The sequence below is a fragment of the Ensifer sp. R1-3 genome (assembly GCF_056739175.1).
This window is the reverse complement of sequence record NZ_CP096516.1, coordinates 112,241-135,087: the sequence shown is the minus strand read 5'-3', so window position 1 is coordinate 135,087 and position 22,847 is coordinate 112,241. Positions and strand designations below refer to the sequence as shown.

Genomic DNA, 22,847 nt, shown 5'->3' with positions numbered 1-22,847 from the left:
GGGCGATACACGAACTCGGCGATCTACAAGATTGCGGCCGCCGGTCGCGCCAGACAACATATCCGAAAGGCTCGCTTCTGCTCCCGGGCATCTCGTTCTATGCTATAAGATACTCGCAGCCTGTCCAAAAAGGGGGCTTTGAACCATGAAGCTCATTCTCGCGCTTATTCCCGTCACGCTGACGGCAAGCCTCGCACTTGCCGAGCCGGAGAAGCCGAACAACCCGCTAGCAGACGGCACGACCTGGCGCGATTTGAAGGGCGACGTCGTCGGCGAGGCGGCCATTCTCGACGGCTCCGCCCTGTTCTCCGTCACCGCGCCCTACCGCGCCAACGACGCCGCGACGGTGCCGGTAACGATCGAGCAGACGGACGCGGCGGCGGACCCGATCGAATCCCTCAAGCTGGTGATCGACGAGAACCCGGCGCCGGTAGCCGCCGAAATCCGCTTCGGCCCTGCGATGGCACCGTTGAAATTCGAAACCCGCGTGCGCGTCAACCAATATTCGAACATCCGAGCGATCGCCGAAACGCCGCGGGGCATTTTCATGAATGGCCGCTTCGTCAAGGCATCCGGCGGCTGCTCGGCGCCCGCCACAAAGGATCCGGTCGCGGCGCTGAAGGACATGGGAGAGATGCGGCTGAAGCTCTTCGGTGGCAAGGGCGAAGTACAAAAAGCCCGCCGCGAGGCGCAGATCATGATCCGCCATCCGAACTATTCCGGTCTCCAGCGGGACCAGATCACCCAGCTCTTCGTCAGCGCGAAATTCATCACCGAATTGGTCGTGAAGCAGGGAGACGAGCTTTTGTTCGCGCTCGACGGCGGGATATCGATCAGTGAAAATCCCGTGTTCCGCTTCAGCTATACCGACAATGGTGCCCCGGACTTCACGGTCCATGCGGTCGATACGGACGGCAATGTCTTCGACCGCGTCCTGCCGAAGACGCCGCCCGCCTGAATGGGAGCTGAATTAGCCTGAGGCCACGCACTTCCCGACGAAGAACCGCCGCACACTTTTCCTGGAGGTGCTTTTAGAAACACAGCATCTCCGCCTCCGCCTGGGCGCGTCTCAGATCCGCGACCATGGTGCGTGGCACAACCGCCGACTTGAACATGGCCAGCTGTTCGCCGCTCCCCTGCTGGAGAGACAGCACCGTTTCAGCCTGGACATATTTGTCATAGGGCAGGATGGATGCGATCACATCGATCGAACAGGCGCATTTGCCCAATACTTCCCGACTCTGGCCGTTGGCGGCCATGCAACCGAACACATAGTCGGCCCGGACCTCGGTGGGATAATCGTTGAGGCGCTCAGACATGCTCTGCCCGCTTGCGGGCGTTGCCGCCAACGCGGCTGCGAGCGCCGCCAAGGCGGCGCGCGTCATCGCCGGCCCTCCGCAGCTTCTTTCAAGGTGATCGCGTGGGAATAGCCGGCCTCGGCCCCGCCCGCCGCCGAAGGAACGGTGGCGACCAGCGAATAATACCAGCCGGGAATCTCTTCCGACACGGTGACGGCGAGCGACAATTGCGAGATCCGCCCCATTTGGGCGCGCGCCTTGTCGTGTTCGAACGGCCGGATCGTCACCTCACGCGCGGCGATTTCACGGTCGTGATAGCGCAGCGATACCGGCTCGATCTGCGCATCCCGCAGCAGGGCTTCCTTGACGCGGTTGCGCATGTAGAAGGGACTGCCGCCGGATTGTGCCGCAAGATCGGAAAGCACGCTTTCGAGAAAATACATGATGAGCGGATTGCCGACCGAGGTTGGATAGTTGCCGAGCCCCCGGGACTGGCTGCCCTGGTAGAGCGTCATCGCGACATTGTCGTCGACCTTGAGACCGACCGTGAAGCTGCCGGCTCTCTGCCCTGCATCGGCGCCCGACACGACCTTGTCGTAGACGAGCGAGCTCTGCTCCGCTTCGGAACCGTGCTTCGCCGCGTCCAGCCCTTTCAACGCCGCCGAATGGAAGAGGAGCTCGTAGGTCTCCGCAGCAGCCACGGGTCCGTGCCCCAACCCCAGCAGGAATAGAGCGATCAGGAGAAAAATACGCATCGCAGATCCACCGTCCGATTGTGGCCCGTTCCGAGGCTCCGTTTACCGGCTTCGAGCCTAGCAGCGGCCACGGCAATGTCATCGGAGACCTTTGTCTGTGTTTGTCTCACGCCACGCGGGCCCGGGTCTTCCAGTCGATCAGCGCCCTGAGCCGCACCAGCTGCACCGGCTTGGTGAGCACGGCGAAGGACATTTCGTTACAGAGCTGCAGGAATTGCCGCTGCCGGTTGGCGGAAATGATGATCGCCGGTATTTCGGCTCCTGCGAGCGCGCGCAGCGTATGGATGGTTTCTATGCCGTTGTCCTCATCATCCAGCTGATAATCGACCAGCAAGATGTCGGGGGCCGTGCCGATTTCCTGCATCAGCGCCGCCGCATCCGCAGTCGAGTCCGCTGCCAGAACGCTGGCTCCCCAGCTTTCCAGAACCTGCGTCATCGCGTGCAGCTCGTCGGCATCGTTCTCGACGATCATCACGATCAGATCGAGGCTGCCGTCGAGCATCGGCTCCATCCTCGGGTCCTCGCTGACGCTGGCATGGCCAGGCGCGGCCAGCGGCACTTCGATCGAGAAGACGGAGCCCCGGCCCGGCTGCGATGCCAGCCGGATGGGGTGATCGAGATGCCGGCATGCCCGCTCGACGATCGACAGGCCAAGTCCCATGCCTGGGCCTTTCGCCGCGCCACTTGCCCGGGTGAACTCCTTGAATATCCGTGTCCGGTCTTCCTCGGATATTCCGACGCCGGTATCCCATACCTCTATCCGCACGGCATCGCCCGTCAGCCGGCAACCGACCAGCACACGACCGCGCTCCGTATATTGAATGGCGTTCACGACAAGGTTTTGGACGCAGCGCATCAGGTAGCGCTGATCGCTGCTGACCCATCGTGAGGAAGGCACGATCCGAAGGTCGATCCCCCTTTCCGTCGCCAAGGGCGCCAGATCCTCGGCCACGCCCTGCAGCAGGTTCCCGAGATTGAACGAGGTGACGTTGAACTCGGCTCCCGAACTGTCGAGGCGCGAAATGTCGAGAAGCGCCTGCAGGAGCGATTCGATCGAGGTGAAGGATCGCTTCAGGCGCCTGACCACTTCCTCCGTGCCCGGCTGCCCCACCTTGTCCGTCAGCATCGACAGATAGAGTTTCGCGGCGTTGATCGGCTGAAGGAGATCATGACTGGCCGCCGCCAGAAAGCGGGTCTTGGATGTGTGGGCTGCCTCGGCAGCCTCCTTGGCGTGCCGAAGCGCCGCCTCGATCTTGGTCTGCTCGTCGGCGTGTATCTGCAGCAGGCGATTGGCCTCGGTCAATTCGGCCGTGCGCTCCTGCACCCGCTGCTCCAGAAGCGCCGAGGCCTGCGTCTCCGCCGTCACGTCCATGATCGAAACGATGAAACCGTCGTCGGGCAGGGAATGGATGCGGATGTCGAGGCTCATGCCGTCGCGCCGGCGGAAGCGCTCCTGCACCGCCTCGCCGCGGCGCACCGCCTTGAACCAGCCGGCGACCCGTGACCGGCGCCCTTCGCGGTCGAGAATTTCGTGACGCTCGACATGTTCTACGATGCGCTGGAAGGGACTTCCCTTTTTCAGGAGTGAAAGCGGCACGCCGAGAAGCTCACCGAAGCGCTCGTTGCGAACCAGCAACTCGCCGCCTGACGAAAACGTGCAGATGCCGAGCGACATGTGATCGAACGCCGCCTGCAGCAGATGGGACTGCTGGTCGATCAGGCGGTTCTTCTCGCGCCGGTTCTCCCGCACGATGTCGGTGATTTCGGTCTGCAGGACCGTGATGTTGCCGGAACTGGTCTGCCGGTAGGAAATCTGAAACCAGCGATCGTTCCGCAGCACCATCACGAAGGACGAAAAGCGCTGGCCGGATCCCTGCTCCCTCGCCACCGGGTGAGGCCGTGCCGCCAAGCCATTCTCCTCCCGGTTCAGATACTTGCTTGCGTTGACCGCCGCGAGATAGTCGTCGAAACCGAGGCCGGGCTTGATCAGCGGCTCCACATCGGGCAGCAAATTGCGGAACTGGGCATTGCAGGCCTGCAGTCGCTCTTCGGAAAAGAGTGCGAAACCGTCCTCCATCGCCACCATGGCATCGGCGAGGTTTCTCTGTATCCGCTCCTGCGCCTGGTAGGCGACCTCGAGCTCGCTCGAGGCCCGGTCGAGCGTATCGAGGGCCTTTTCGAGATCCTTGGTCTTTTCCCAGACCTCCGCCTGAAGGGCGATGGCGGATTCGAAGAGCGAATAGGCGGAGCCACCGACTTCGTGGCCGCGCTCGGCCCGGTTGACCAGCGCCTCGATGATCCTTGCCTGCTTGGCGATCTGAAGTTCGTAGGGCTCGTTCGGATCGATCATAGCGGCGCGCCCGCCTTCGGCCGGAAAAAGGCGACGCCGACAAAGGTCTGGTTCACGTGCACGCCGAGATGCTGTTCTCCATAGGTGTTGAAGCCGACGACGCGGCGCTGCCGCAACTGCTCGGAAACCTCGCTGTCCAGACCCTTGCGCTCGATCTCGAGCTTGCGCAGATAGCAATCGAAACCGAGGATGAAATCCGGGGCCTCACCGTCATGGCCGCTGACCGCCAGCCCCGTCTCGAGCGTGCGGATGATCTCCTTGCCGCGGCCGAGGCGCAACAGCAGGCCATCGTCGATCGCCGACAGGAAGGTGAGCCCGTGCTCGCCTTGAATCTGCTGGATCGCCCGCACGTGATAGAGGTTGCCGTTGCGCACCAGCACCGGATTCTCGGCGAAGACCATCGGCGACAATTCGCCGACCGGCACCTTGACCAGCCGGGCATATTCCTCCGCCGCCGGCGAGCCGTTGATCTCCAGGACCAGCCGTTCCTCCGGGACAGCGCGGGTAACCACCATGCGCTTGTCGGTGGGCTGAAAATGGTCGAAGCCGAGACCGCTGAACTCCAGATCGGTTTCGAGCAGCAGGAGGAGCGCGGCATTGCTGTGGAATTCACCGTTGCGAAGCACCTGGGTGCGCTGGAACCGCAGCCCGTCGCCGGCCGAACCGCCAAAGACGGGAATGTCCTTCAGCCCCGCCTCCAGGGCCGCCACCAGAATATCCTCTTGTTTGGACAGTCCGTCGGCAAAGATCAGCGCCAGCCGCTTCCGGCCCGGCGTCACGCGAAACTGCGTGGCGAGCCGCTCCGTCTGGGAAACGACATCGGCGATCGAAACCGGGGAAATCGGTTGGAACAGAATCGAGGCCACCCGAAAATGATGCCGCTGGAAGGCGACCGCCAGCAGAGTATCGTTTTCATAGCCGCGCGGCGTGATCTGGCCGGCTGTCGTGCAGCCGAAGACGACCGTGTTCGGCAGCGACTTTCTGAGCGCAGCGGCAAGGTCGTCCGGCTGCAGCCGGTTCGGCACGAACAGAAAGATGAAGCTCGGCCTCGCCGTGGCGAGCTGCCGTCTGATTTCGGCGAGGGCAGTGAACGCATCGTCGGCGCGTGATGTCGCGAGCCGCACCGCCTCGGCGGGTTTGCGGTCAAGATCGTCGACAGCCGTCATGCACCGTCACCCTCCAACTCCCATCCCGGCAGGCCGGGCACACCTCACTGCAGGCTGTGGCGGATCGATACTTCGCGTACCAGCATCGCCGCCTGGGTGCGATTGTGGACGCCCAGCCGGCGCAGAAGCGCTGTGATATGCGCCTTGACGGTCGCCTCGGCCAGCTGCATCTCGTAGGCGATCAGCTTGTTCGGCATGCCTTCGCAGATCAGGCTCAGAATGCGGGTCTGCTGCTGCGACAGATGGGCGATCTTGCGCGAGATCGTCTCCACCGACTGGTCCGTGGCCGTCGCGCGCGCCGGCACCGCGTAGCCCGGCGGCACATAGGTCTTGCCGTTCCAGATATCCTGCATCGCTTCCTGGAAATTATGACGGTCGATGTCCTTGGGGATGAACCCCGCGGCGCCGGCGGCGATGACCGATTGAACCACGTCCTTCGACGTGAAGGCGGAGATCACGATGACCGGAATATCGGGCATCTTCTCCTTGATTTTCAGAAAACCGCTTAAGCCGGACGCATCGGGCAGGTTCAGATCCAGCATGATCAGATCGGGCGAGAAGCGCATCCTGAGCTGCTGCAGCGCTTCGCTCAACGACGTCGCCGTTCTGATCCGGCGTGTATTGAAGGTGCTTTCCATCGTCGCGGCCAGAGCATCGCAATAGAGCGGATGATCATCGATCACCAGGGCCGACTTTATCGAAAGCGAATGAACGGGCACGGCTGTCCGCGGCATGGCTCTCCTCCCGAGATACTTCCAAGCCAAACCGAGCGACTCAAAGCCACTCCGAGTTCACCGAGAATATCTCTCTCCCAGGCCGTCGTACTCTCCCCAGCACGACGCGAATCGTTGTCGCACAGTTTTCCACCCCGGGCAATTCCGAGATTTGCCATGCGACGCTACACTGTCGGCGATACGCGCACGAGATTCAAGCGCCTCGTTGCGGGTGTGCCCAGGAAATCAGACGGGGCGGCTCGCATCCGCAACCCTGCATCGCCACTTCTTGACGCGAAGCGCCGGATGCTGCTCGGACCATTCGGCGATGTACACCGCAGACTGGAACATGCATTGATTCAACGACCTCAGGTCCTGAAACTGCAGCGTTTCCTCCCGGCACTTTTCGGGTGCCATTGAAAGGCATACGGTCAGTACGAGCGTCACCGGCTCCATGACTTCTCCCGTTTCGGATGAAGTTTACGCACGGGCTAATATAGCCGTCAACGCGTGAATGTGCCAGCCGCCGGCCAAAAGCGCTGGGCATGCACGGCGCGGGGGTCATCGTCATCGAGGACGCCAGCGGAGCATCCGTTGCTGTAAGGCGCGCGTTTCTTTCAGATGATCGCGAAACAGATTCTTGAAATCGCGGAACTTCCTGAATCCGAGGTGACCCGCCAGACGCACGACCGTGGCCGAGGACACGCCGCACGCAGCCGCTATCGAGGTCGCCGTGCCGAAGGCGATGATCTCGGGATGGTCGAGTATGGCGCGCATGACGCGCTTACGTTCGCCGGGAAAGACCGCCTGCTTCTTGGCAATCATGGCCTTGAGCTCGCGAAGGTTGGAGGGAGGCATTCTTCCGCATCGGCAGCTCATTGCCTTGCGATCGGCTTTTTCCTCGTCGGCCGTGGCGGACAGCAAAGCCATCAACGGACACCCTCGATCAACCGTACCCACTCCGCCGCACGGCCTGCGGCCTCGATGAGAACGGGTTTCGGGGCTTTGTACCACTCTGCGCGCGCGAGTTGGCGGCGCTCGCGAATGTGCGCGATTGCGGCAGCGAGGGTAACGAATTCCGAAGGAAGCGTCAGGTGTAGAAACAGCGCCATGACGATCACCGAACGCGACCGTCCTCCCCGGCAATTGACGAGGACGTTGCCCCGGTCCCGCCTCGGATAAGACTGCTTCTCCGGCAATATCTGCTCCAGCGCAGCACGCAGAATGTAATAGGCGGCGACCATCTGCGTGTCCGGGTTTCCCGAACCGTCAATCAAGCCGATCTTGTAATAGCGGATCTCCCCCGGTCCGTAGGCGCTGCCTTCGTGATCGGATACCAAGTCCGCCTGCCGCACATAGTTGAAATCCAGGTTGACCGCGCAGTTGACCACGGTGGTGACACCGTTCTGGCGCAGGAGATCGAGATCGCTCGCGGCTTCCTTTCCGCTGATGAAGAGATCGACGCCATAAAGCGGATGCTTCTCGTAGACCAGGCTGAGCTTCGGAAGTTCGGCGGCGATCGATTGCGGGTCTGTTTCAAACTGCATGCTTTTTCTCCGGCGCCGACATCAGGTCGTCGCGCTGTGTCCGATCGCATTGAAACGCCTGTTACTGTCCGGCCTTTGCGATCCGGGACGTCGAGATCGACCGGGCGACCCGCTCGAGGGTTGGATAATCCGCCCCCCTTCCGGTGGCGATATAGCCCGGGCACATGAAATCCGCGGCATCGACCGCCACCTTGCCGAGGGTGAGCGGCTCGTATCGCCCGCCGGCATTCTTGAGGATGAGCGTTGCGGCGGCGACGTCCCAGGCGTTGACGCCGAAGCCGGCTGCGGCGTCCGCCCATCCGGCCGCCACATGGGCGATGCTGAGTGCCGCGCTTCCGGGCCGGCGCAGCGTCGAAAAGGTTTCGGTCAATGCTCCGAAATTGGCAAGCGTCGCCTCGCGGCCGTCGAGCCGGAAATCACGCGCAACCGGGTAGCCCGTGATGAGAGTGGCGCGCTTTTCGTCACCGGCGGCGCGCGAAGCGAGTGCCTTGCCGTTCAGCTCCGCGTTTTCGAGATCCGCCGAGAACATGAGGTCCGCCACCGGGTCGTAGACGGCGCCGGCGAGCACGGCCCCATCCCTGACCACGGCCACCGACACGCACCAGAAGGCAATCCCGCGAGCGAAATTCGCCGTCCCGTCGATCGGGTCGACATACCACTGGAACTCTCCGTCGCCCGTCTGGCCGCCCTCCTCGCCCATGACCGCCGAGTTCGGCTCGTGCTCGAAAATATAAGCGCGAATGATCGCCTCCGCCCGCCGGTCATGGACAGTTACGATGTCGTGCAGATCGGCCTTGTAGTCCACCGCCATTTCGGAGCGGAACGCCTCGAGAAGCGGCGCGCGAACCGCAAGGGCTGCTCCCCGCGCAGTCTCCGCAAGGCGCTGCGAGAGAGCGACGGCATGGCGATCGGCGATAATCGGCCCGGGAGGCGCACTGTGCTGCATTGGGTATCCCAGTCTGTTGGAGGAAGCCCGGCGCGAGGCGCGCGCCGGAACAGTCACTTGCTGTAATTGGCGCGCCAGAAGTCCTGCCACTCCTCGCGCCGGTCGAAGTCGCTGAGGCCGGTGGATGAATCGTAGCCGAAGAGCCGATCGGACACGGCCATCAATCCGGACGGCTCGTCGGCGGGCATCTTGATGTCGGTGTTGGTCGGCAGCTTGCCGTCCTTCATCTGCGGCGCGATGCCTTCTTCCGTGAGGATATAGTGGACGAAGAGCCTGGCGGCGTTCGGGCTCGCAGTCTTGGAGGCAATCAGCCCGAGCTTGACGTAGGTCCAGCCGATCCAGGGGTCGAGATCCTTGCAGATGCCGAGCTTGTAGCCCTTTGCTTCGTTGTCGCGGAACTTGGCCGAACTCAGGAGACCGAAGAACGGCGCCTTCTGCCCCGGCGCGCCCACGGCCTCGGCCACGGGGTCGTCGCCGTCCGTCGCAAGCGGCGCGTTCTCAGCCAGCGCCTTGATCCAGGCGGCGGATGCGCTTTTCTCTTCCGTCTGCAAATCCTGGCCGAAATGCGCCTTGTAGGCGGCGGCGACCTTGTCGTCGCCATGCGCCTCCATCTGGTTGAACCAGTCGGTATAGGTGCTCTTCGTCAGCGGGTCGACGAGCGCGACCTTGCCCTTCCACTTCGGATCCGTCAGTTCCCATATGTTAGAAATCGGGCATTTGTCATAGGCTTCGGTGTTGTAGGCCCAAACATTGGCATTGGTCGAAATCGCCAGCGGATTTCGAAACTCCGCCGGTATCTTGGCAGCCATGTCCTCCGGCAGATAACTCTGCACGAATTCCTCCGGCAGGAGCTGCGCCAAGGCTGCCGGTGCATCGGTGATCAGGACAACGTCGCCCTGCACATTGTCCGCCTGCGCCTCACGGATGATCATTTCGAGTTGGCTGTTCGCCGACACCTTCATGCCGGTCGCCTTCAGCCCGTACTTGGCGCTGAAATTTTCCGCCATCTCGACGATCTTGCCGGTGCTGTCATAGATGGTGATCGGTTTTTCGTTTTTTGCCGCCGCGATCACGCGATCGAGGTCGAACCCGTCTGCTGCAGCAGCCGTTGTCGAAATCACTCCGGCTGCGACTCCGAGCGCGGCCACCGCCGTCCGCCCTATTCTGTGAATATGCATTCTCATCATTTCCTCCCGCTTCTGGCCGTTATTTCTGATAGTTCACGCGCCAGAAATCCTGCCACGTCTCACGCGCGTCCCAGTCGTCGAGGCTGGTCTCCATGCTGTAGGGCAGAAGCTGATCGAGAACGGTCGCGATTCCCGACGGTTCGTCCGACGGCAGAGCCACTTCCCTGTTGGTCGACATCTTGCCGTCCACGGCCTGGGGAGCGATCCCTTCGGCGGTCAAGACGTAGTGGATGAAGAGGCGCGCAGCATTTGGGCTGTCCGTGCCCTTGGTGATCAGCCCGACGCCCGGATAGAGCCAGCCGACCCATGGCTTCAGGTCCTTGCAGAGGCCGAGCTTCATGCCCTTTTCCGCATTGTCGCGGAACTTCGCGGAGCTCATCAGTCCCATGAAGGGTTCCGATTGGCCGGGCGCCCCGACCGCATCGGCCGCGGCGGCGTCCGCATCGGTCAGGAGCGGCGCGTTGGCGGCAAGCGCCTTGACCCAGGCCGCGGTCGCGCTTGCTTCCTCGGTCTGGATGTCCTTGCCGTAGAGCGCCTTATAGGCGGCAGCGACCTCTGTGTCGCCGTGCTTGGCCATTTGGTTGAACCAGTCGACATAGGATGCCTTCCCGAGCGGATCCTGCATGGCGACCTTGCCCTTCCACTTGGGCTCGGTCAGCTGCCAGATATTCGTGACCGGGCACTTGTCGAAGAGTTCGGTATTGTAGGCCCAGACATTGGCGCTGGTAACCACCGTCAACGGGTCCTGGTACTGCGCCGGGATGTTCGCCGCGAGATCCGGGGGCAGCCAGCTCTCGGCAAATCCCTGCGGGATGAGCTGCGCCATGGCGGCCGGAGCGTCGCTGATGATGGAGACGTCGCCCTGAATGTTGTTGGCCCGGGCCTCGCGGATGATCATCTCGAGCTGGGCCGACGCCTTCACCTTCGAGCCCTCCGCGCCGACGTCGTATCTGTCGGCGAAGTTCTTGGCCATCTCGACGATCTTGCCGGTGCTGTCATAGACGGTGATCGGCTTTTCCTTGCGGGCCGCCTCGACGAGGGCGTCGATATCGAAAGGCTCCTCCGCCCGTGTTCCGGTACCAAGCACGTAAAGCATCGCAGTCGCGCAAAGCAAAAATCTGCCGCTTCTCACACTCCGCTTCATATTGTTTCTCCCTCCGCAGGTTTTTCCTGATGTTGTCGTTGTCAGTTGTAGGCTAGGCCTCTCAGTCGCGCGTCCGCCTCCGCAATCCGGCGGCCATCTGTATCGAAGACATGCAACGCCTCCGGCGGCGCGAAGAAGAACACTCTGGCGCCCTGCTCGATCCGCGGCAGAACATGGGTCGTCAGGAACAGGGTGTGGCTCTCGCTCCTGAGCTCCAGGATCCAGTTGCCCCCCGTCGGCAGAACGCCGGTCACGGTCGTCTCCCCGGAGAAGCTGCCCTTCGGCACGTCCTCGATCCGCGTTGCATAGCCGATCGCCTCCGGGCGGATTCCGACGGAGCCTACCCCCGCGAGGTGCGGACAACGGGCGGCAAGATAGGCGTCCGCCTTGTCGGCCACGTCGGACGTGCCCGTCTGACCGAAGGTCAATATGTTTATCGGGGGGCTGCCGACAAACTCTGCGACGAACCGGTTCGCCGGACGATCGTAGATGTCGTTCGGCGTGCCCATCTGCTGCAGAGTCCCCTCATTCATGACCGCGATGGTCGTCGCGAGCGTCATCGCCTCCCATTGATCATGGGTGACGAAGACGATGGTCGTCTTGAATTCCTTATGTAGCCGCTTGAGCTCCGCCCGCATCTCCAGGCGCAACCGCGCATCGAGATTGGAGAGCGGCTCGTCGAGGAGCAGCACGCCGGGGTTGATCGCCAGCATGCGGGCAAGAGCCACTCGCTGCTGCTGGCCGCCGGACAGTTGCGACGGATAACGGTCCCGGTATTTGGCGATATCGAGCGCCTGCATGATGCGCTCGACGCGCTCCTCCCTTTCGGCTTTGGGGAGCTTCCGCAGTCTGAGGCCGAAGTCCGTGTTGCGCTCGATCGTCAGATGCGGCCACAAGGCATAACTTTGGAAGACGAGGCCCATCTCCCGCTTCTCCGGCGGTACGAAGACCCCGCCGGCCACGCAGTCGACCACACATTCGCCGATCCTGATTTCGCCGCCCGACAGATTCTCGAGTCCGGCAATCATTCTGAGCGTCGTGGTCTTCCCGCAGCCCGAGGGGCCGAGAAGGCACATGAATTCGCCGTCGCGGATCTCGAGGTCGAGGTTGGACACGGCGTTCGCGGAATTCACGCCGTAGTTCTTCTGCGCACCGCGCAGGTTGATCGTGGGCATCAGCTTCCAAGTCCTTCTGCAAGATTTGTGCGGGTCAGCTTCTGGGCGATGAGCGTGCCGCAATAGGCGATGGCAGCGATGATGAGCACCACGGCGTTCGCGGCCTGCGTGTAGTGATAGTCGACCAGCCGCAACGAATAGGTGGTCAGCACATCCGTGCTCGGCACCGCCAGGATGACGAATAAGCTGAGCCCCTTGATCCCGGAGATGAACGGCAGCAGCACGCCGGTCACGAGCGAGCCCTTCTGGATCGGAATGACGATCGAGATCATCCGCCTGAGCCAGCCGGCTCCGGCGACCTGGGCTGCCTCCTCCGGGTCCTTGCCGAGCTGCGTCATGGCCGAGATGCCGGCGCGCGAGGCGTAGGGCATCTGGTCGGCGATGAGCGCCAGCACGAGGATGATGACCGTGCCATAGAGCGCCGGCAATGGGCCGCGGGGAACCGCGAACAGCGACAGATAGGCAGCAGCAAAGGCGATGCCGGGCACCAGATAAGGCAGGAAGGTCACCTGCCGAAGATAGACCGACAGGAGGCGCACCGGCGTGCGGATGACCACGTAGCCGACCAGCAGGCCGAGAATGCCGGAGGTTACCGAGGCGATCCCGACGATCGTCAGCGTGTTCCTTGCAGCGTCCCAGAGGTCGGGGCTCAAAAGGATGCCGGTCTTCAGGGCAATCGTGTCGAGATCACGACCGATCCAGTAGTCCAGCGTGAAGTTGTCGAGCGTGAACCTCGCAGGCATCTTCATGACCGTCGACAGCAACAAAGTGAGGAGTGGCAAGCCCACGCTCAACAGAAAGACCGTGGCGGCGAATCCCGCCGCCGGCAGGCGCATGCGGCCAAGCCGGCTCTGCCGGTTCATCGACCCTTTCGAACCAATCGTGACGAACCGGCGAGCCTCGCGCACCAGCCGCGCATCGATCCACAGAGTGATGATGCCTATCAGCATGATCGAGCCGGCGATTACCCCGGCGACGCCCGTCTGGCGCGAGGCGATGCTGCGGAAGAGCGACGTCGAAAGAACTTCGAACTTGACCGGCAGGCCAAGCACATAGGGCACGCCGAATTCTCCCAGGCACTTGGCGAAGATGAGCACCATCGAGGAGAGCAATGCCGGGCGCATCAGGGGCAGGATGATCTGCAGCGCCACCTGGTGGCGCTTGGCACCGAGGATGCGTGCCGAATCCTCGAGCTGGGAATCGAAGCGCCTGAGCGCCGAGCCGAACAGGAGAATGACGAAGGGCGTGTAGTGCAGCGCGAGGATGATGGTGATCGGAAACCGGCCATAGGCGAGCCAGTCGGGCGGTGTCAGCCCCGTCGCTTCCAGCCATCCGGGCTGGCCGCCGACCGTACGGTTCTTGAAGAGCGTCGTCCAGGCGAGCGCGAAGGTCCAGGCCGGCAGCATGTAGGGCACGATCAGCGCGGTCGCGAACCAGCGGCGCCCGAACATGTCCGTTCGGCTTATGAGCCAGGCAAGCACAGTGCCGACCAGCAGCGAGAGCGATATGGCGCCCACGGCAACGGAGAGCGTGTTGAAAAGCGGGCGCCAGAACAGGTCCGCCGACACCGGCGAGAACAGCGCTCTGTCGAGATAATAGAGCGTGAGATCGCCGACATCCTTGCTCAGGCGCCGCTCGTGCCCGAACTGCACGCGAACGGCGTCGAGCACGATGGAAATGATCGGAACGACGATCAGGTACGTGAACAGCAGCGCCGTCAGAACACCGATCAGGGTCGTGGGTTCACGCAGGGCAACCTTCAGCCGATAGCGCCATGCCTGCCAGGCCGAAGGCGCGGCAGACCGGGTTTCAGCCGCCGCCGCCTTTGCCGGTTCACTCAGAAGAGCCATTATTCCTCCCATGGCCGCTTATGCTTATTTCGCCGGCATCGATGTCCGTCACCGCGCGCTGAAGCCGAAAGCTCTCGCCTGTTGTACGGCACCGGCAGCCCGCCTCCGTTCCTCCCGGGCCATGCCGTTGCTGTGACGTCGCCGGCAGCAGCGTCGCGGCGTCTCCTCTCACTGAGACAAACCGCGATCTCGTCCGGCCCGTTGGCGGAATAAAATTCCAAAATCCGCGTCTTTATGGAACGTATGATCGATTCAGACCGTCCGTTTGTCAACAGAAAAATGCACACGTGAGCAATCATCTATCGTCTTGTATTTGCTACGTCTTTTTGATACGCACACGTGTTCAGTTGCGTTACCGTTCCGGAACGGGCCCGGTGTGGCTGCCGGGGTCCAGGAAAGACAGCTGGGAATGAGAGCCGACCGGCCGCGGCCCGCGCAATTTTCCGCTTGGAACTTTTCGCGGTTCATGGCCTCTGGTAGAGGGCTGATCGATGCCGAAAGGAGGACGGATGGCGAGGACTTTTGTGACGGCCGAGGAGGTCGCAAAGCGTGCGGGCGTCTCGCGCTCGGCGGTATCGCGTACCTTCACCCCCGGTGCCAGCGTCTCGAAGACGGTCCGGCGCAAGGTCCTAAAGGCTGCCCGCGAGCTGGGCTATCGCGTCAATCGGCTGGCCCAGGTCTTGAACAATGACCGCTCCAACCTGATCGGCGTCGTCGGCGCCAATCTCTCCTCGCCCTTCATTTCCAAGCAGCTGGACCTGCTGAGCATCGGGCTCTTGCGCCAGGGCAAGCAATGCCTCCTTCTGAATGCCGCCGACGCCCGCCAGGACATAGCCCCTCTGATCGAGCTTCTGTTCGAGTTTCGCGCCCAGGCGATCGTCGTTCTCTCCGGCGAGCCGCCCGCCTCGATCGTCGATGAATGCATCGCCAATGGCGTGCGTCTCATCCTCATCAACCAGCGTCTCGACCGCACGGATACGAACATGGTGCTGAGCGACGATTCCCACGGCGCCGACCTCGCGGCACTGCGGCTGATAGAGTCGAGGTGCAAAAAGGTCGCCGTCGTCACGAGCGGCAGCCAGACCCCCGCCCAGTTGCGCCGGGCGAAAGCGTTCACGCAGCGAATGCAGGCCGAGGGGGTGGACGTCGTCGCCTGGTCGGGCGGTCCGACGAGCTACGAGTCCGGGGTGCAGGCGGGGCGTGAGCTTCTGGTCGACAAGGCGATCGACGGCGCCTTCTGCGTGACCGACCTTTTGGCGCTCGGCTTCCTCGATGCGGCGCGGCTGGAAATGAACCGGCGGGTACCGCAGGACGTCTCGATCGTCGGCTTCGACGACATCCCGCAGGCCGGTTGGAAAAGCTACGGGCTCACGACGGTTGCCCAATCCTTTCAGGCCCTGACGGAAAAGGTACTTTCAGCTCTGGACAGCGACGAACCGGAAACCCGGATGCAAGTCGTGCCGGTGACCTTGGTGGAGCGGCAGACGGCGCGCTAGGTGTCGAAAACCCACTTCAGGACGGAAAACCGCTGTACACTTTTCCGGCTTCAGACGGGCTGGCGGATGCGGCTCTCGATCAGGAGGCCGCTGTCGTCGAGGATCGGGTGGGCGACCGAGGCGACATGGGCATTGATCCGCTTCAGGTCGCGCAGCATGTCGAGATGCAGCGAACTCGTCTGCATGCTGTCCAGCCGCCCTTCGCGCAGGCGCTGCAGATGGCATTCCGCCGATTGCTTCTCGAGCCGGCGCACCTCTTCCTTCACCTCCACGAGACGCCGCGCCAGCTCCGCGTCGCCGGTCGCGAAAACAGCCTGAGCCATGCGCATGTTGTCGAGCGTGATCGCGAAGAGCCTTACGAGTTCGCCCTGACCGTCCTCCGAAAAGCGCAGGCCGCGGCTGATCTTTTTTGCGATCTCGGGATGCAGCCCCTTCTCAATGATATCGCCGATATGCTCGAGGTTGATGGCATAGTCTACGATATGCCGGGCCCGGCGGTGGTCGTCTTCCGTCATATCGTCCTTGCCGACCCGCGACACGTAGAGCTTGATTTCATGCTGGATCCGGTCCACCCGCCCTTCGAGCATGCTGATATCGGCAAGCATTGAGAGGTCGTTCCCTTTGAGCGCGTCCAGGGCCCGCACCAGCATGCCCTCGATCAGGTCGCCCACCGCCATGACCTCGCGCCCGGCCCCGGCAAGTGCGGCGACGGGTCTCGCGAGGGCCTCCATGTCCAGATAGCGTGGCCCGATGTCGCTCTCGGTCTCCTGCGGGATGAGGCTGGCCGTGAGCCGGTAAAGGAGAGGCGACACTGGAAAGGCGATCATCGCCACGGCCAGGTTGAACAGAAGATGGGCATCGACGGCGAGCTTTTGCGGCGAAAGCCGTGCTAGCTCCATGAATTCCGCACAATAGCCGGCCAGCGGCAGGGCGATGACGCAACCAATAGCCCGGACGATGAGATTGCCGATCGTTAGGCGCCGCGCGTCTGCGGAAGCGCCGAGCGTCGCAAGCACCGGCGGCACAGCCCCGCCGAGGTTGGCGCCGAGGACAAGAACGACGACGAGCGCGTTCGAAATGCCGCCCGCAGAGGCCAGCGACAGGATGAGCACCACGATGGCGAGACTGGAGGAGGCGAGAACCGCAAGTGCGGCGGCGAAGAACAAAGCCACCGGCCAGGCATTGTCGAGCATCGCGAGAAAGGCGCCGAGTGCCGGCGACTGCAGAAGCGGATCGGTCGCGTTTGCGAGCAGATGCAATGACAACAGCATGAGGCCGATGCCAACGACAGCGCTGCCGGCACCGCTGCGCGCGCTGGACCGCGTTCGTCCGAGGGCAACTCCGGCGAGAATAAGCAGCGGCGACAGCCAGCCGAGGCCGAGCGCCACGATCCAGGCCGTGGCGGCCGTCCCGACATTGGCGCCCAGCAAAACGACCTGTGCCATCGCCGGCGCGATCAGCTCCTTTTCCACGAAAGAGGCGACCATGAGTGCGGTCGCAGTCGAACTCTGAAGGGCCACTGTGGCGACGAATCCTGCAGCGAACGAACGCAGCCCGCCGCGCGTGCCGGCGGCGAGGCCGGTTCTCAGCCGCGCGCCCCAGGCCCTCGACATGCCGTCCTTGACCTGTGCCAGTCCGTAGAGCAGCAGCGCGACCGCGCCGAAAAGATTGATCCCAACAATGGCCGATTCCATGAGCCCACCTTAGCTGCCTGCCAACGCGCTTGACGCGACGGTGCGCCTCTCTTCCCGCGCGGCATAGCCCATCCGACTGCCACTCACGCGGGGGCGTCCTGCCGTACGGGATTCGAGACAACGACGATCTGCGCCTCACCATTTTCCGCGCGGTCCAGAAACAGACTCAACGCTCCCAGGAATATGGCGACGAAGCCTTTCACCGAACTGTGTCGGGTCCTCGGCTCGCATCCGAACCGTTCGGCCAGAAAGCGATAGAGGGGCAGCCGCGATTTTTCGATATGCGGCAAAGCGAGTGATGCCCCCTGCCGAAGACAGTACCAATCGGCGACGAGCTCGATCATCGGCAGGCTTCTCAGCTCGGCGATGTCGATCGCCGAAGCGTGCACCAAAGCGGAAAGCATCGGCACGCCGCCGGCGGTCTCTTCGGTGAAGAGGCACGCGATCTCCTCGAGCGTGAGGTCTGCCACGCGCTCGACGACTGCCGGCGGCCATTCCTCGGGAAAATAGCGGTGACTGACCAGTGCCCGCTTGTGTGCCCTGAGAAAGGCTCCGTAAGTGGAGACCGAAAAGGCGGCCTCCGGCTCTTCGCCGAGCAGCGCGACTTCTCGTTCATAGGCGCTGCGGAGCCGCTGGTCGGCAGGCAGTCCGGACAGCTCCACCGTCTCCACGACGACGCTCCCCTCTCCCGGATGCGCGATCTTGAGAGCCGGCGGAAAGGCGACGAGCGACGGGACCGCGATATTGGTCAGCGACCGGTCTCCGCTGCCGCGGCGCGTGACGCCTTCCACATGAAGATGCCCGCTGAAATGGAGCGACAGTCCGGCCGCAAGCAACGCCCGCTCGACATCTTTTCTGGGTGTACGCCGGGCGATGTTGGTCTCGCCGAACAGCGCTGCCTCTGCGCCAGTCGCACCATCGAAAGGGTCGAGCACCGGATAGTGCGAAAAGGCAAGCAGAGTTTTCCCGAGCCTCCGTGCCCGTGCGCAGACGTCGGCGATCCAGGAGACGACAAAAGGCTTGCAGCGGATCATCGCGTTCCAGCCGCCCGAGGTGCTGTCGATGAAAGCCGCTTCCTCACCCCATTCAAACGTCCCGTTCACAGGCTCGAAGACATTGGCATCGATCATCAGCAGCCAGAGGCCGGGCTCGGGTTCGACCAGATAGGATGCGTCCATCAGCTCGTAGTGGTTGCTGCCGTCCGGTGAGGCCACCCCGTATCGACGGTCTTCGACCGCATCGGAGGTGCCGAACGGGGTCTCCCAATGGAGATATTCGGACCTGCGGAAATAGCCGAAGGCCGCCATCGGATCGAGGCCCGCCGGATAGCCTTCGCAATACATGCGGTCACTGACGGCAGCGCCGCTGCCCGCGCTGTTCGCATCGCTGGTGACGAGAATGCCCCGGCCGTCGCGGCCGAGGAATTGCTTTGTGTGATGCCTGCCCCGCGGCCCGAAGATGTCGTGATTGCCGGGAAGCGCATAGAACGAGATGTCGAACGCATCGGCATGCTCACGGAGAATGTCCCGCAGAGCGCTCGTGGTGGCGCGCTGGCCGTCGTCCGTATAGTCCCCGAGCAGCACGACGTGTCGGATGCCGCGCCGGCGCACCTCGGCAAGGGCCGCCAGAAACGCTTCCGCGCTTTCGTTGAAGACGCGTGTGGATTGCCGGGTATCCGCCCAGCTGCGCATGGTGATTTCCCGACCCTCAACTTCCACTCTGGCGAAGCCGAAATCCGCTTTGAGATCGTGGAAATGCGCGTCGGCGATTACGGCGACGGCCGGCCGGGTGCGCTTCAACATGGCCTCTCCTTCTGCCGTTCGCGCTCGATCATGTCGATCCAGACGGAGGCTCTCCTTGCTGCCTCGTAGAGCATCGGCTTGGGCGTCTCGAACCATTCGTCCGGCATCAATTGCCTGCGCGCGCGGATCGCCGCCACGGCATGGTCAAGCGTCGGGTAAAGGTTCGGTTGCTGCTTGTGCAGGAAGCGTGCGACGAGCGAGACGGAACGGCTTCGTCCGCCGCGGCAGTTGACGAGAATGTTACCGCCGTCCCGGAACGGATAGGTGGGCCGCTTCGGCATCGACTGGCGAAGCGCACCGTCGAGTACGTAATAGGCTCCCAGAATCATGGTGTCTGGACTGCCCTCGTCATCGATCATGCCGATCTTGTAGTAGCGTATTGCCGCGAACCCGGACGCCCTGCGCTCGCCATCCGCCTTGTCGGAAGGCACCTCGACATAGTTGATGTCGAGGTTGATGGCACAATTGACGACGGCGGTGATGCCGTTTCGTCGCAGAAGCCCCAGGTCGCGCGCGCCTTCGCTTCCGCCGATGTAGAGAGCGGAGCCGTGCGGCCCCAATCCCTCGGCAATCAGGCTGATGGCCGGTCGGGTATGGACAGGTGCATCCATGCAGTCTCCTTTTCGCGGCTACGCCGCGTCAGTCTCCAAGACGATCGGCCGGTTCCGCGCGCTGGTCAGGCTGGAGCAATCTGCCGGTCCGCCGGCATCGCACATGCGGCCAAGGGTATGTTCGAGGCACGGCTCGTGTCCGATGCAAGGCCGGGCGCCACGGCAAGAGCCGGGCCGCCGGCGTCCAGGCTGCCGATCTCGAGATATGGGCAGACGACTCCGCCCGCCTCGCTCACGAGCAGTAGGCCGGCAAGGCAATCCCAGGAATTCATGTGCAGTTCAATATAGCCGTCCAAGCGGCCATCAGCGACGTAAGCGAGCGCCAATGCGCCGGAACCGGCGCGGCGAACATTGGCGCCCATGCCGAGCAGCGCTTCCATGACGCCGAGATAGGCCGTGTTCGGAACGCGCATCGACCAACCCATTTCCAGCGACGCAGCATCGAAGCGGATTGTTTGAGCGACCCGGATGGGAACCCCATTACGCGTCGCGCCCGCGCCTCGGCGCGCGAAGTAGAGTTCGTCCAGCGCCGGATTGTAGATCGCGGCGATCTCGGTCGACCCGCTTTGGACAAAGGCGATCGAGATGCAGAAATGCGGGATGCCCCGCGCGAAGTTCGCGGTGCCGTCGATGGGATCGACGACCCAGACCCGATCGCTTATCGCTCCCCCACCCTCTTCGCCAAAGAAGCCGTCTCCCGGAAAATGCGCGGCAAGCGCCTCGCGTATATGGGCCTCGGAGGCCTCATCCACCTCGGTCAGGAAGTCCTGAGGCCCCTTCATGGAAATATTTTGCCTCGCCTCGCCCTGAAATCCTTTCAGGATCAATGCGCCGGCAGAGCGAATGACCTCGCGACAAAGTTCTGCTCGACCATCGAGGTCATCGGAAAAAGACTGTCGACTCACTGACGCTTCCACTTCATTGCACACGCGCGCAATATTGCACACGTGTTCATTGCGTTCAAGACCCCTGAGCAGAGCCACTGCCGCAAGAGTTGGCGTCCAGGCAGGAGCGCGTGGCTCCGCAAGTTCAGTGGTCCGGCAGAGGATGCCACCCCATGCCAATCCACCGAGCGCGGTAACGCGATCGCGTTCCGGTGCCATGCATTCCGTTGCGGCAAACCATCCAGAAAAATTTGTAAATTTAAATTTGCAAATCCCTGCAACACATGTAGAAAATACAACATGTAAGATAACAACAATCGGATTTTCAGCGTCTCCCCATGCTTGTGATTCTCGCCGATGATCTGACGGGTGCTCTTGATTCAGCTGCCCCGTTTGCGGGCCGCGGCCTTCGTACGGAAGTCGCTCTCGCGCTGGACTCCGTGGATGCTGCACTGGCGGACGCACCGGACATTCTCGTCGTCAACGTGAAGTCCCGCGAGGTTTCCGCGGATGAGGCGCGCAAGGCGACATCAGACGTCCTGAAGCACATCCCTGAAAGTGCGCGGATTTTCAAGAAAGTCGACTCACGGTTGAAGGGCAATATCGAAGCTGAGCTCGACGCCACCCCTTTTGCCCGCGCGGTCGTCGCGCCGGCTATCCCCGATTTCGGCCGCATCGTGGTGGACGGCCATGTCCGGGGGTTCGGCGTGGAAGCGCCGATCCCGGTCGCCGAAAGGTTTGGCCGACATGCGGGTCGGACATTGATACCGGATACGATGTCTCGCACAGACATGCTCGCCGCCTTGGCAAGCGCCGAGGCGGCCGGCTGCGACCTCATGATCGGCGCGAGAGGGCTTGCCGATGCACTTGCCCATCTAATGACGGATAGCGAAACGCTGCCGCTGATACCGCTACCCCGGCAACCTATACTGATCGTCGTCGGATCGCGCGACCCGATCACGGTCGAGCAGGTCGACGTGCTGCGGGAAAACCATTCCACCGAATATGTCCCGGCAGCCGGAGGCAGGGTGCAGCAGCCCAGCGCCCCCGCAACCGGGACGGTGACCATCATTCAGGCGACCGAGGGCGTAACGCCGCTCGGCCCGGCCGAAGTCTCCGCCAACCTGGCCGATAGCGTCGTTCCGGCTTTCACCGGCGGGGCCGCGACCCTGCTTCTTACAGGTGGTGCGACAGCCGAGGCAGTGCTGGAACGGATGGGCGTTTCCCGGTTCCGCCTTCTGGGCGAATGCATGCCCGGGATCGCGCTGGCCTTTGCCGATGGCCGCTATATCATCACGAAGTCCGGCGGCTTCGGCGGGCCGGACACGCTGAGCGACATCGCAAGGCAAATAATGGGGGAGGCGAGATAGACGATGGGACTGCAGGAAGGGACCCCCCGCAAGGGCCTGCCCGACATCGTGTTCGAAAGAATGCACCGAGCGATCAAGTCCGGCGCCTACAAGCCGGACGAGCGTCTGCCGACGGAGCATGAGCTGGCGACGGAGTTCGAGGTATCCCGGCCCATCGTGCGGGAGGCATTAAAGCGCCTCCGGGACCAGGGGCTCATCTATTCCCGGCGCGGCGCGGGCAGTTTCGTGAGAGCCGTGGGCCTTCGCGAGCCGCTCGGCTTCGGTCAACTGGAAAACGTCGCCGATCTCCTGAACTGCTATGAATTCCGCCTGACGCTGGAACCCGCAGCCGCAGCCGCGGCGGCGCTCCGGCACGACGAGACGAGCCTCGCATCGATCCGCCGGGCACTCGAACTGCTGCGCGACGCCACCAACCGGCAGTCCCACCGGGAAGATGCCGACTTCCAGTTCCATCTTGCGATCGCCCGTGCGGCCCAGAACAGCTACTTCTCGACCGCCATGGAGGCACTGAAGGAGCACATCGCCGTGGGCATGAAGTTCCATGGCATCTCGGTGAAGCGCGAGGCAAGCGGCCTATCCAGGGTTTTCGCCGAACACGAGGCGATCGCAGATGCCATTGCCGCCGGCAGTGCCGAAGAGGCCCGCATGCTGATGCTGAAGCACCTGACGGGGTCGCGCGACCGCCTGTTCCTCGCGTCGCAGTAGAGGCCAGGGCGGCCCGAGGAGAAGGAGAGAAATACCCCCGTCCGCGCTGCTTGAATTAAGGCCCCTCCTCTTCTCCTCATCTTTGTGCTTGTCACAGAGATGAGAACCGCGCCGCATCTGCGGCGCGGGGAAGAGTTCTTTCAGCCCAAGGACT

Annotated in this window: 21 protein-coding genes; 4 read left to right on the top strand and 17 right to left on the bottom strand. The window is 62.9% G+C overall.

Annotated features, from left to right (window positions below):
- Positions 1-145: 145 nt before the first annotated feature.
- Positions 146-958, top strand: coding sequence for a quinoprotein dehydrogenase-associated SoxYZ-like carrier (locus tag M1D43_RS17925; protein ID WP_014527592.1), 813 nt, complete (start codon positions 146-148; stop codon positions 956-958).
- A 73-nt stretch (positions 959-1,031) separates the two neighbouring features.
- Here M1D43_RS17925 and M1D43_RS17920 read toward each other — a convergent pair whose 3' ends face one another.
- The 13 genes from M1D43_RS17920 to M1D43_RS17860 form a co-directional block, all read right to left on the bottom strand.
- The gene (locus tag M1D43_RS17920; RefSeq protein ID WP_010975077.1) at positions 1,032-1,385 is read right to left on the bottom strand and encodes a hypothetical protein; all 354 of its coding nucleotides are present in this window, start codon (positions 1,383-1,385) and stop codon (positions 1,032-1,034) included.
- Positions 1,382-2,053 carry a hypothetical protein gene (locus tag M1D43_RS17915; RefSeq protein WP_010975076.1) on the bottom strand — a complete coding sequence of 224 codons (672 nt, stop codon included), beginning with the start codon at positions 2,051-2,053 and terminating at the stop codon, positions 1,382-1,384. Before M1D43_RS17915 ends, M1D43_RS17920 begins: the two co-directional genes overlap by 4 nt.
- Before the next feature lie 106 nt (positions 2,054-2,159).
- Complete coding sequence (locus M1D43_RS17910) at positions 2,160-4,403, bottom strand: PAS domain-containing hybrid sensor histidine kinase/response regulator (protein ID WP_010975075.1); 2,244 nt, start codon at positions 4,401-4,403, stop codon at positions 2,160-2,162.
- Complete coding sequence (locus M1D43_RS17905; RefSeq protein WP_010975074.1) at positions 4,400-5,569, bottom strand: FIST signal transduction protein; 1,170 nt, start codon at positions 5,567-5,569, stop codon at positions 4,400-4,402. The genes M1D43_RS17910 and M1D43_RS17905 overlap by 4 nt, the downstream gene beginning before the upstream one ends.
- Positions 5,570-5,613: 44 nt before the next feature.
- A complete protein-coding gene (locus tag M1D43_RS17900) occupies positions 5,614-6,303 on the bottom strand; it encodes a response regulator (RefSeq protein WP_014527594.1) in 690 nt (229 codons plus the stop codon).
- Between the two features lie 225 nt (positions 6,304-6,528).
- On the bottom strand, positions 6,529-6,738 hold the full coding sequence (locus tag M1D43_RS17895; protein WP_003532080.1) for a hypothetical protein: 210 nt from the start codon (positions 6,736-6,738) through the stop codon (positions 6,529-6,531).
- A 111-nt stretch (positions 6,739-6,849) separates the two neighbouring features.
- Entirely contained in the window at positions 6,850-7,212 is a 363-nt protein-coding gene (locus M1D43_RS17890; RefSeq protein WP_014527595.1) for a MurR/RpiR family transcriptional regulator, read from the bottom strand.
- Positions 7,212-7,829: a dual specificity protein phosphatase family protein gene (locus tag M1D43_RS17885; RefSeq protein ID WP_013850145.1), complete on the bottom strand. Its 618-nt coding sequence runs from the start codon at positions 7,827-7,829 to the stop codon at positions 7,212-7,214. The genes M1D43_RS17890 and M1D43_RS17885 overlap by 1 nt, the downstream gene beginning before the upstream one ends.
- 61 nt (positions 7,830-7,890) lie before the next feature.
- A complete protein-coding gene (locus M1D43_RS17880; protein ID WP_014527596.1) occupies positions 7,891-8,775 on the bottom strand; it encodes an inositol monophosphatase family protein in 885 nt (294 codons plus the stop codon).
- Positions 8,776-8,828: 53 nt separating this feature from the next.
- Positions 8,829-9,959, bottom strand: coding sequence for an ABC transporter substrate-binding protein (locus M1D43_RS17875; RefSeq protein WP_014527597.1), 1,131 nt, complete (start codon positions 9,957-9,959; stop codon positions 8,829-8,831).
- A 22-nt stretch (positions 9,960-9,981) separates the two neighbouring features.
- Entirely contained in the window at positions 9,982-11,106 is a 1,125-nt protein-coding gene (locus tag M1D43_RS17870; RefSeq protein WP_003532070.1) for an ABC transporter substrate-binding protein, read from the bottom strand.
- Between the two features lie 41 nt (positions 11,107-11,147).
- Positions 11,148-12,281 carry an ABC transporter ATP-binding protein gene (locus M1D43_RS17865; protein WP_003532068.1) on the bottom strand — a complete coding sequence of 378 codons (1,134 nt, stop codon included), beginning with the start codon at positions 12,279-12,281 and terminating at the stop codon, positions 11,148-11,150.
- Positions 12,281-14,131 (bottom strand): ABC transporter permease, encoded by a 1,851-nt coding sequence (locus M1D43_RS17860; protein WP_015008681.1) that lies wholly within the window; start codon positions 14,129-14,131, stop codon positions 12,281-12,283. The genes M1D43_RS17865 and M1D43_RS17860 overlap by 1 nt, the downstream gene beginning before the upstream one ends.
- A 509-nt stretch (positions 14,132-14,640) precedes the next feature.
- Here M1D43_RS17860 and M1D43_RS17855 point away from each other — a divergent pair.
- The gene (locus M1D43_RS17855; RefSeq protein WP_003532065.1) at positions 14,641-15,627 is read left to right on the top strand and encodes a LacI family DNA-binding transcriptional regulator; all 987 of its coding nucleotides are present in this window, start codon (positions 14,641-14,643) and stop codon (positions 15,625-15,627) included.
- A gap of 50 nt (positions 15,628-15,677) precedes the next feature.
- Here the strand turns inward: M1D43_RS17855 and M1D43_RS17850 are convergent, their stop codons facing one another.
- The 4 genes from M1D43_RS17850 to M1D43_RS17835 form a co-directional block, all read right to left on the bottom strand.
- Positions 15,678-17,321: a Na/Pi cotransporter family protein gene (locus M1D43_RS17850; protein ID WP_498814344.1), complete on the bottom strand. Its 1,644-nt coding sequence runs from the start codon at positions 17,319-17,321 to the stop codon at positions 15,678-15,680.
- An 83-nt stretch (positions 17,322-17,404) separates the two neighbouring features.
- A complete protein-coding gene (locus M1D43_RS17845; protein ID WP_027990001.1) occupies positions 17,405-19,123 on the bottom strand; it encodes a metallophosphoesterase family protein in 1,719 nt (572 codons plus the stop codon).
- On the bottom strand, positions 19,117-19,734 hold the full coding sequence (locus M1D43_RS17840) for a dual specificity protein phosphatase family protein (protein ID WP_014527600.1): 618 nt from the start codon (positions 19,732-19,734) through the stop codon (positions 19,117-19,119). The genes M1D43_RS17845 and M1D43_RS17840 overlap by 7 nt, the downstream gene beginning before the upstream one ends.
- A 65-nt stretch (positions 19,735-19,799) precedes the next feature.
- Positions 19,800-20,639: an inositol monophosphatase family protein gene (locus M1D43_RS17835; RefSeq protein WP_010975064.1), complete on the bottom strand. Its 840-nt coding sequence runs from the start codon at positions 20,637-20,639 to the stop codon at positions 19,800-19,802.
- A 317-nt stretch (positions 20,640-20,956) separates the two neighbouring features.
- On the opposite strand from M1D43_RS17835, the gene M1D43_RS17830 reads away from it, so the two are divergent.
- Entirely contained in the window at positions 20,957-21,988 is a 1,032-nt protein-coding gene (locus M1D43_RS17830; protein ID WP_014527601.1) for a four-carbon acid sugar kinase family protein, read from the top strand.
- A 3-nt stretch (positions 21,989-21,991) separates the two neighbouring features.
- The gene (locus M1D43_RS17825) at positions 21,992-22,693 is read left to right on the top strand and encodes a FadR/GntR family transcriptional regulator (protein ID WP_003532059.1); all 702 of its coding nucleotides are present in this window, start codon (positions 21,992-21,994) and stop codon (positions 22,691-22,693) included.
- The last annotated feature ends 154 nt before the right edge of the window (positions 22,694-22,847 follow it).

Bases quoted from the DNA above. Each gene is read 5' to 3' on its own strand.
- M1D43_RS17905 (WP_010975074.1), bottom strand. From the start codon at position 5,569: ATGACGGCTGTCGACGATCTTGACCGCAAACCCGCCGAGGCGGTGCGG.
- M1D43_RS17870 (WP_003532070.1), bottom strand. From the start codon at position 11,106: ATGAAGCGGAGTGTGAGAAGCGGCAGATTTTTGCTTTGCGCGACTGCG.
- M1D43_RS17840 (WP_014527600.1), bottom strand. From the start codon at position 19,734: ATGGATGCACCTGTCCATACCCGACCGGCCATCAGCCTGATTGCCGAG.
- M1D43_RS17860 (WP_015008681.1), bottom strand. From the start codon at position 14,131: ATGGCTCTTCTGAGTGAACCGGCAAAGGCGGCGGCGGCTGAAACCCGG.
- M1D43_RS17915 (WP_010975076.1), bottom strand. From the start codon at position 2,053: ATGCGTATTTTTCTCCTGATCGCTCTATTCCTGCTGGGGTTGGGGCAC.
- M1D43_RS17875 (WP_014527597.1), bottom strand. From the start codon at position 9,959: ATGAGAATGCATATTCACAGAATAGGGCGGACGGCGGTGGCCGCGCTC.
- M1D43_RS17920 (WP_010975077.1), bottom strand. From the start codon at position 1,385: ATGACGCGCGCCGCCTTGGCGGCGCTCGCAGCCGCGTTGGCGGCAACG.
- M1D43_RS17865 (WP_003532068.1), bottom strand. From the start codon at position 12,281: ATGCCCACGATCAACCTGCGCGGTGCGCAGAAGAACTACGGCGTGAAT.
- M1D43_RS17890 (WP_014527595.1), bottom strand. From the start codon at position 7,212: ATGGCTTTGCTGTCCGCCACGGCCGACGAGGAAAAAGCCGATCGCAAG.
- M1D43_RS17895 (WP_003532080.1), bottom strand. From the start codon at position 6,738: ATGGAGCCGGTGACGCTCGTACTGACCGTATGCCTTTCAATGGCACCC.
- M1D43_RS17880 (WP_014527596.1), bottom strand. From the start codon at position 8,775: ATGCAGCACAGTGCGCCTCCCGGGCCGATTATCGCCGATCGCCATGCC.
- M1D43_RS17825 (WP_003532059.1), top strand. From the start codon at position 21,992: ATGGGACTGCAGGAAGGGACCCCCCGCAAGGGCCTGCCCGACATCGTG.
- M1D43_RS17925 (WP_014527592.1), top strand. From the start codon at position 146: ATGAAGCTCATTCTCGCGCTTATTCCCGTCACGCTGACGGCAAGCCTC.
- M1D43_RS17855 (WP_003532065.1), top strand. From the start codon at position 14,641: ATGGCGAGGACTTTTGTGACGGCCGAGGAGGTCGCAAAGCGTGCGGGC.
- M1D43_RS17845 (WP_027990001.1), bottom strand. From the start codon at position 19,123: ATGTTGAAGCGCACCCGGCCGGCCGTCGCCGTAATCGCCGACGCGCAT.
- M1D43_RS17830 (WP_014527601.1), top strand. From the start codon at position 20,957: ATGCTTGTGATTCTCGCCGATGATCTGACGGGTGCTCTTGATTCAGCT.
- M1D43_RS17910 (WP_010975075.1), bottom strand. From the start codon at position 4,403: ATGATCGATCCGAACGAGCCCTACGAACTTCAGATCGCCAAGCAGGCA.
- M1D43_RS17900 (WP_014527594.1), bottom strand. From the start codon at position 6,303: ATGCCGCGGACAGCCGTGCCCGTTCATTCGCTTTCGATAAAGTCGGCC.
- M1D43_RS17850 (WP_498814344.1), bottom strand. From the start codon at position 17,321: ATGGAATCGGCCATTGTTGGGATCAATCTTTTCGGCGCGGTCGCGCTG.
- M1D43_RS17885 (WP_013850145.1), bottom strand. From the start codon at position 7,829: ATGCAGTTTGAAACAGACCCGCAATCGATCGCCGCCGAACTTCCGAAG.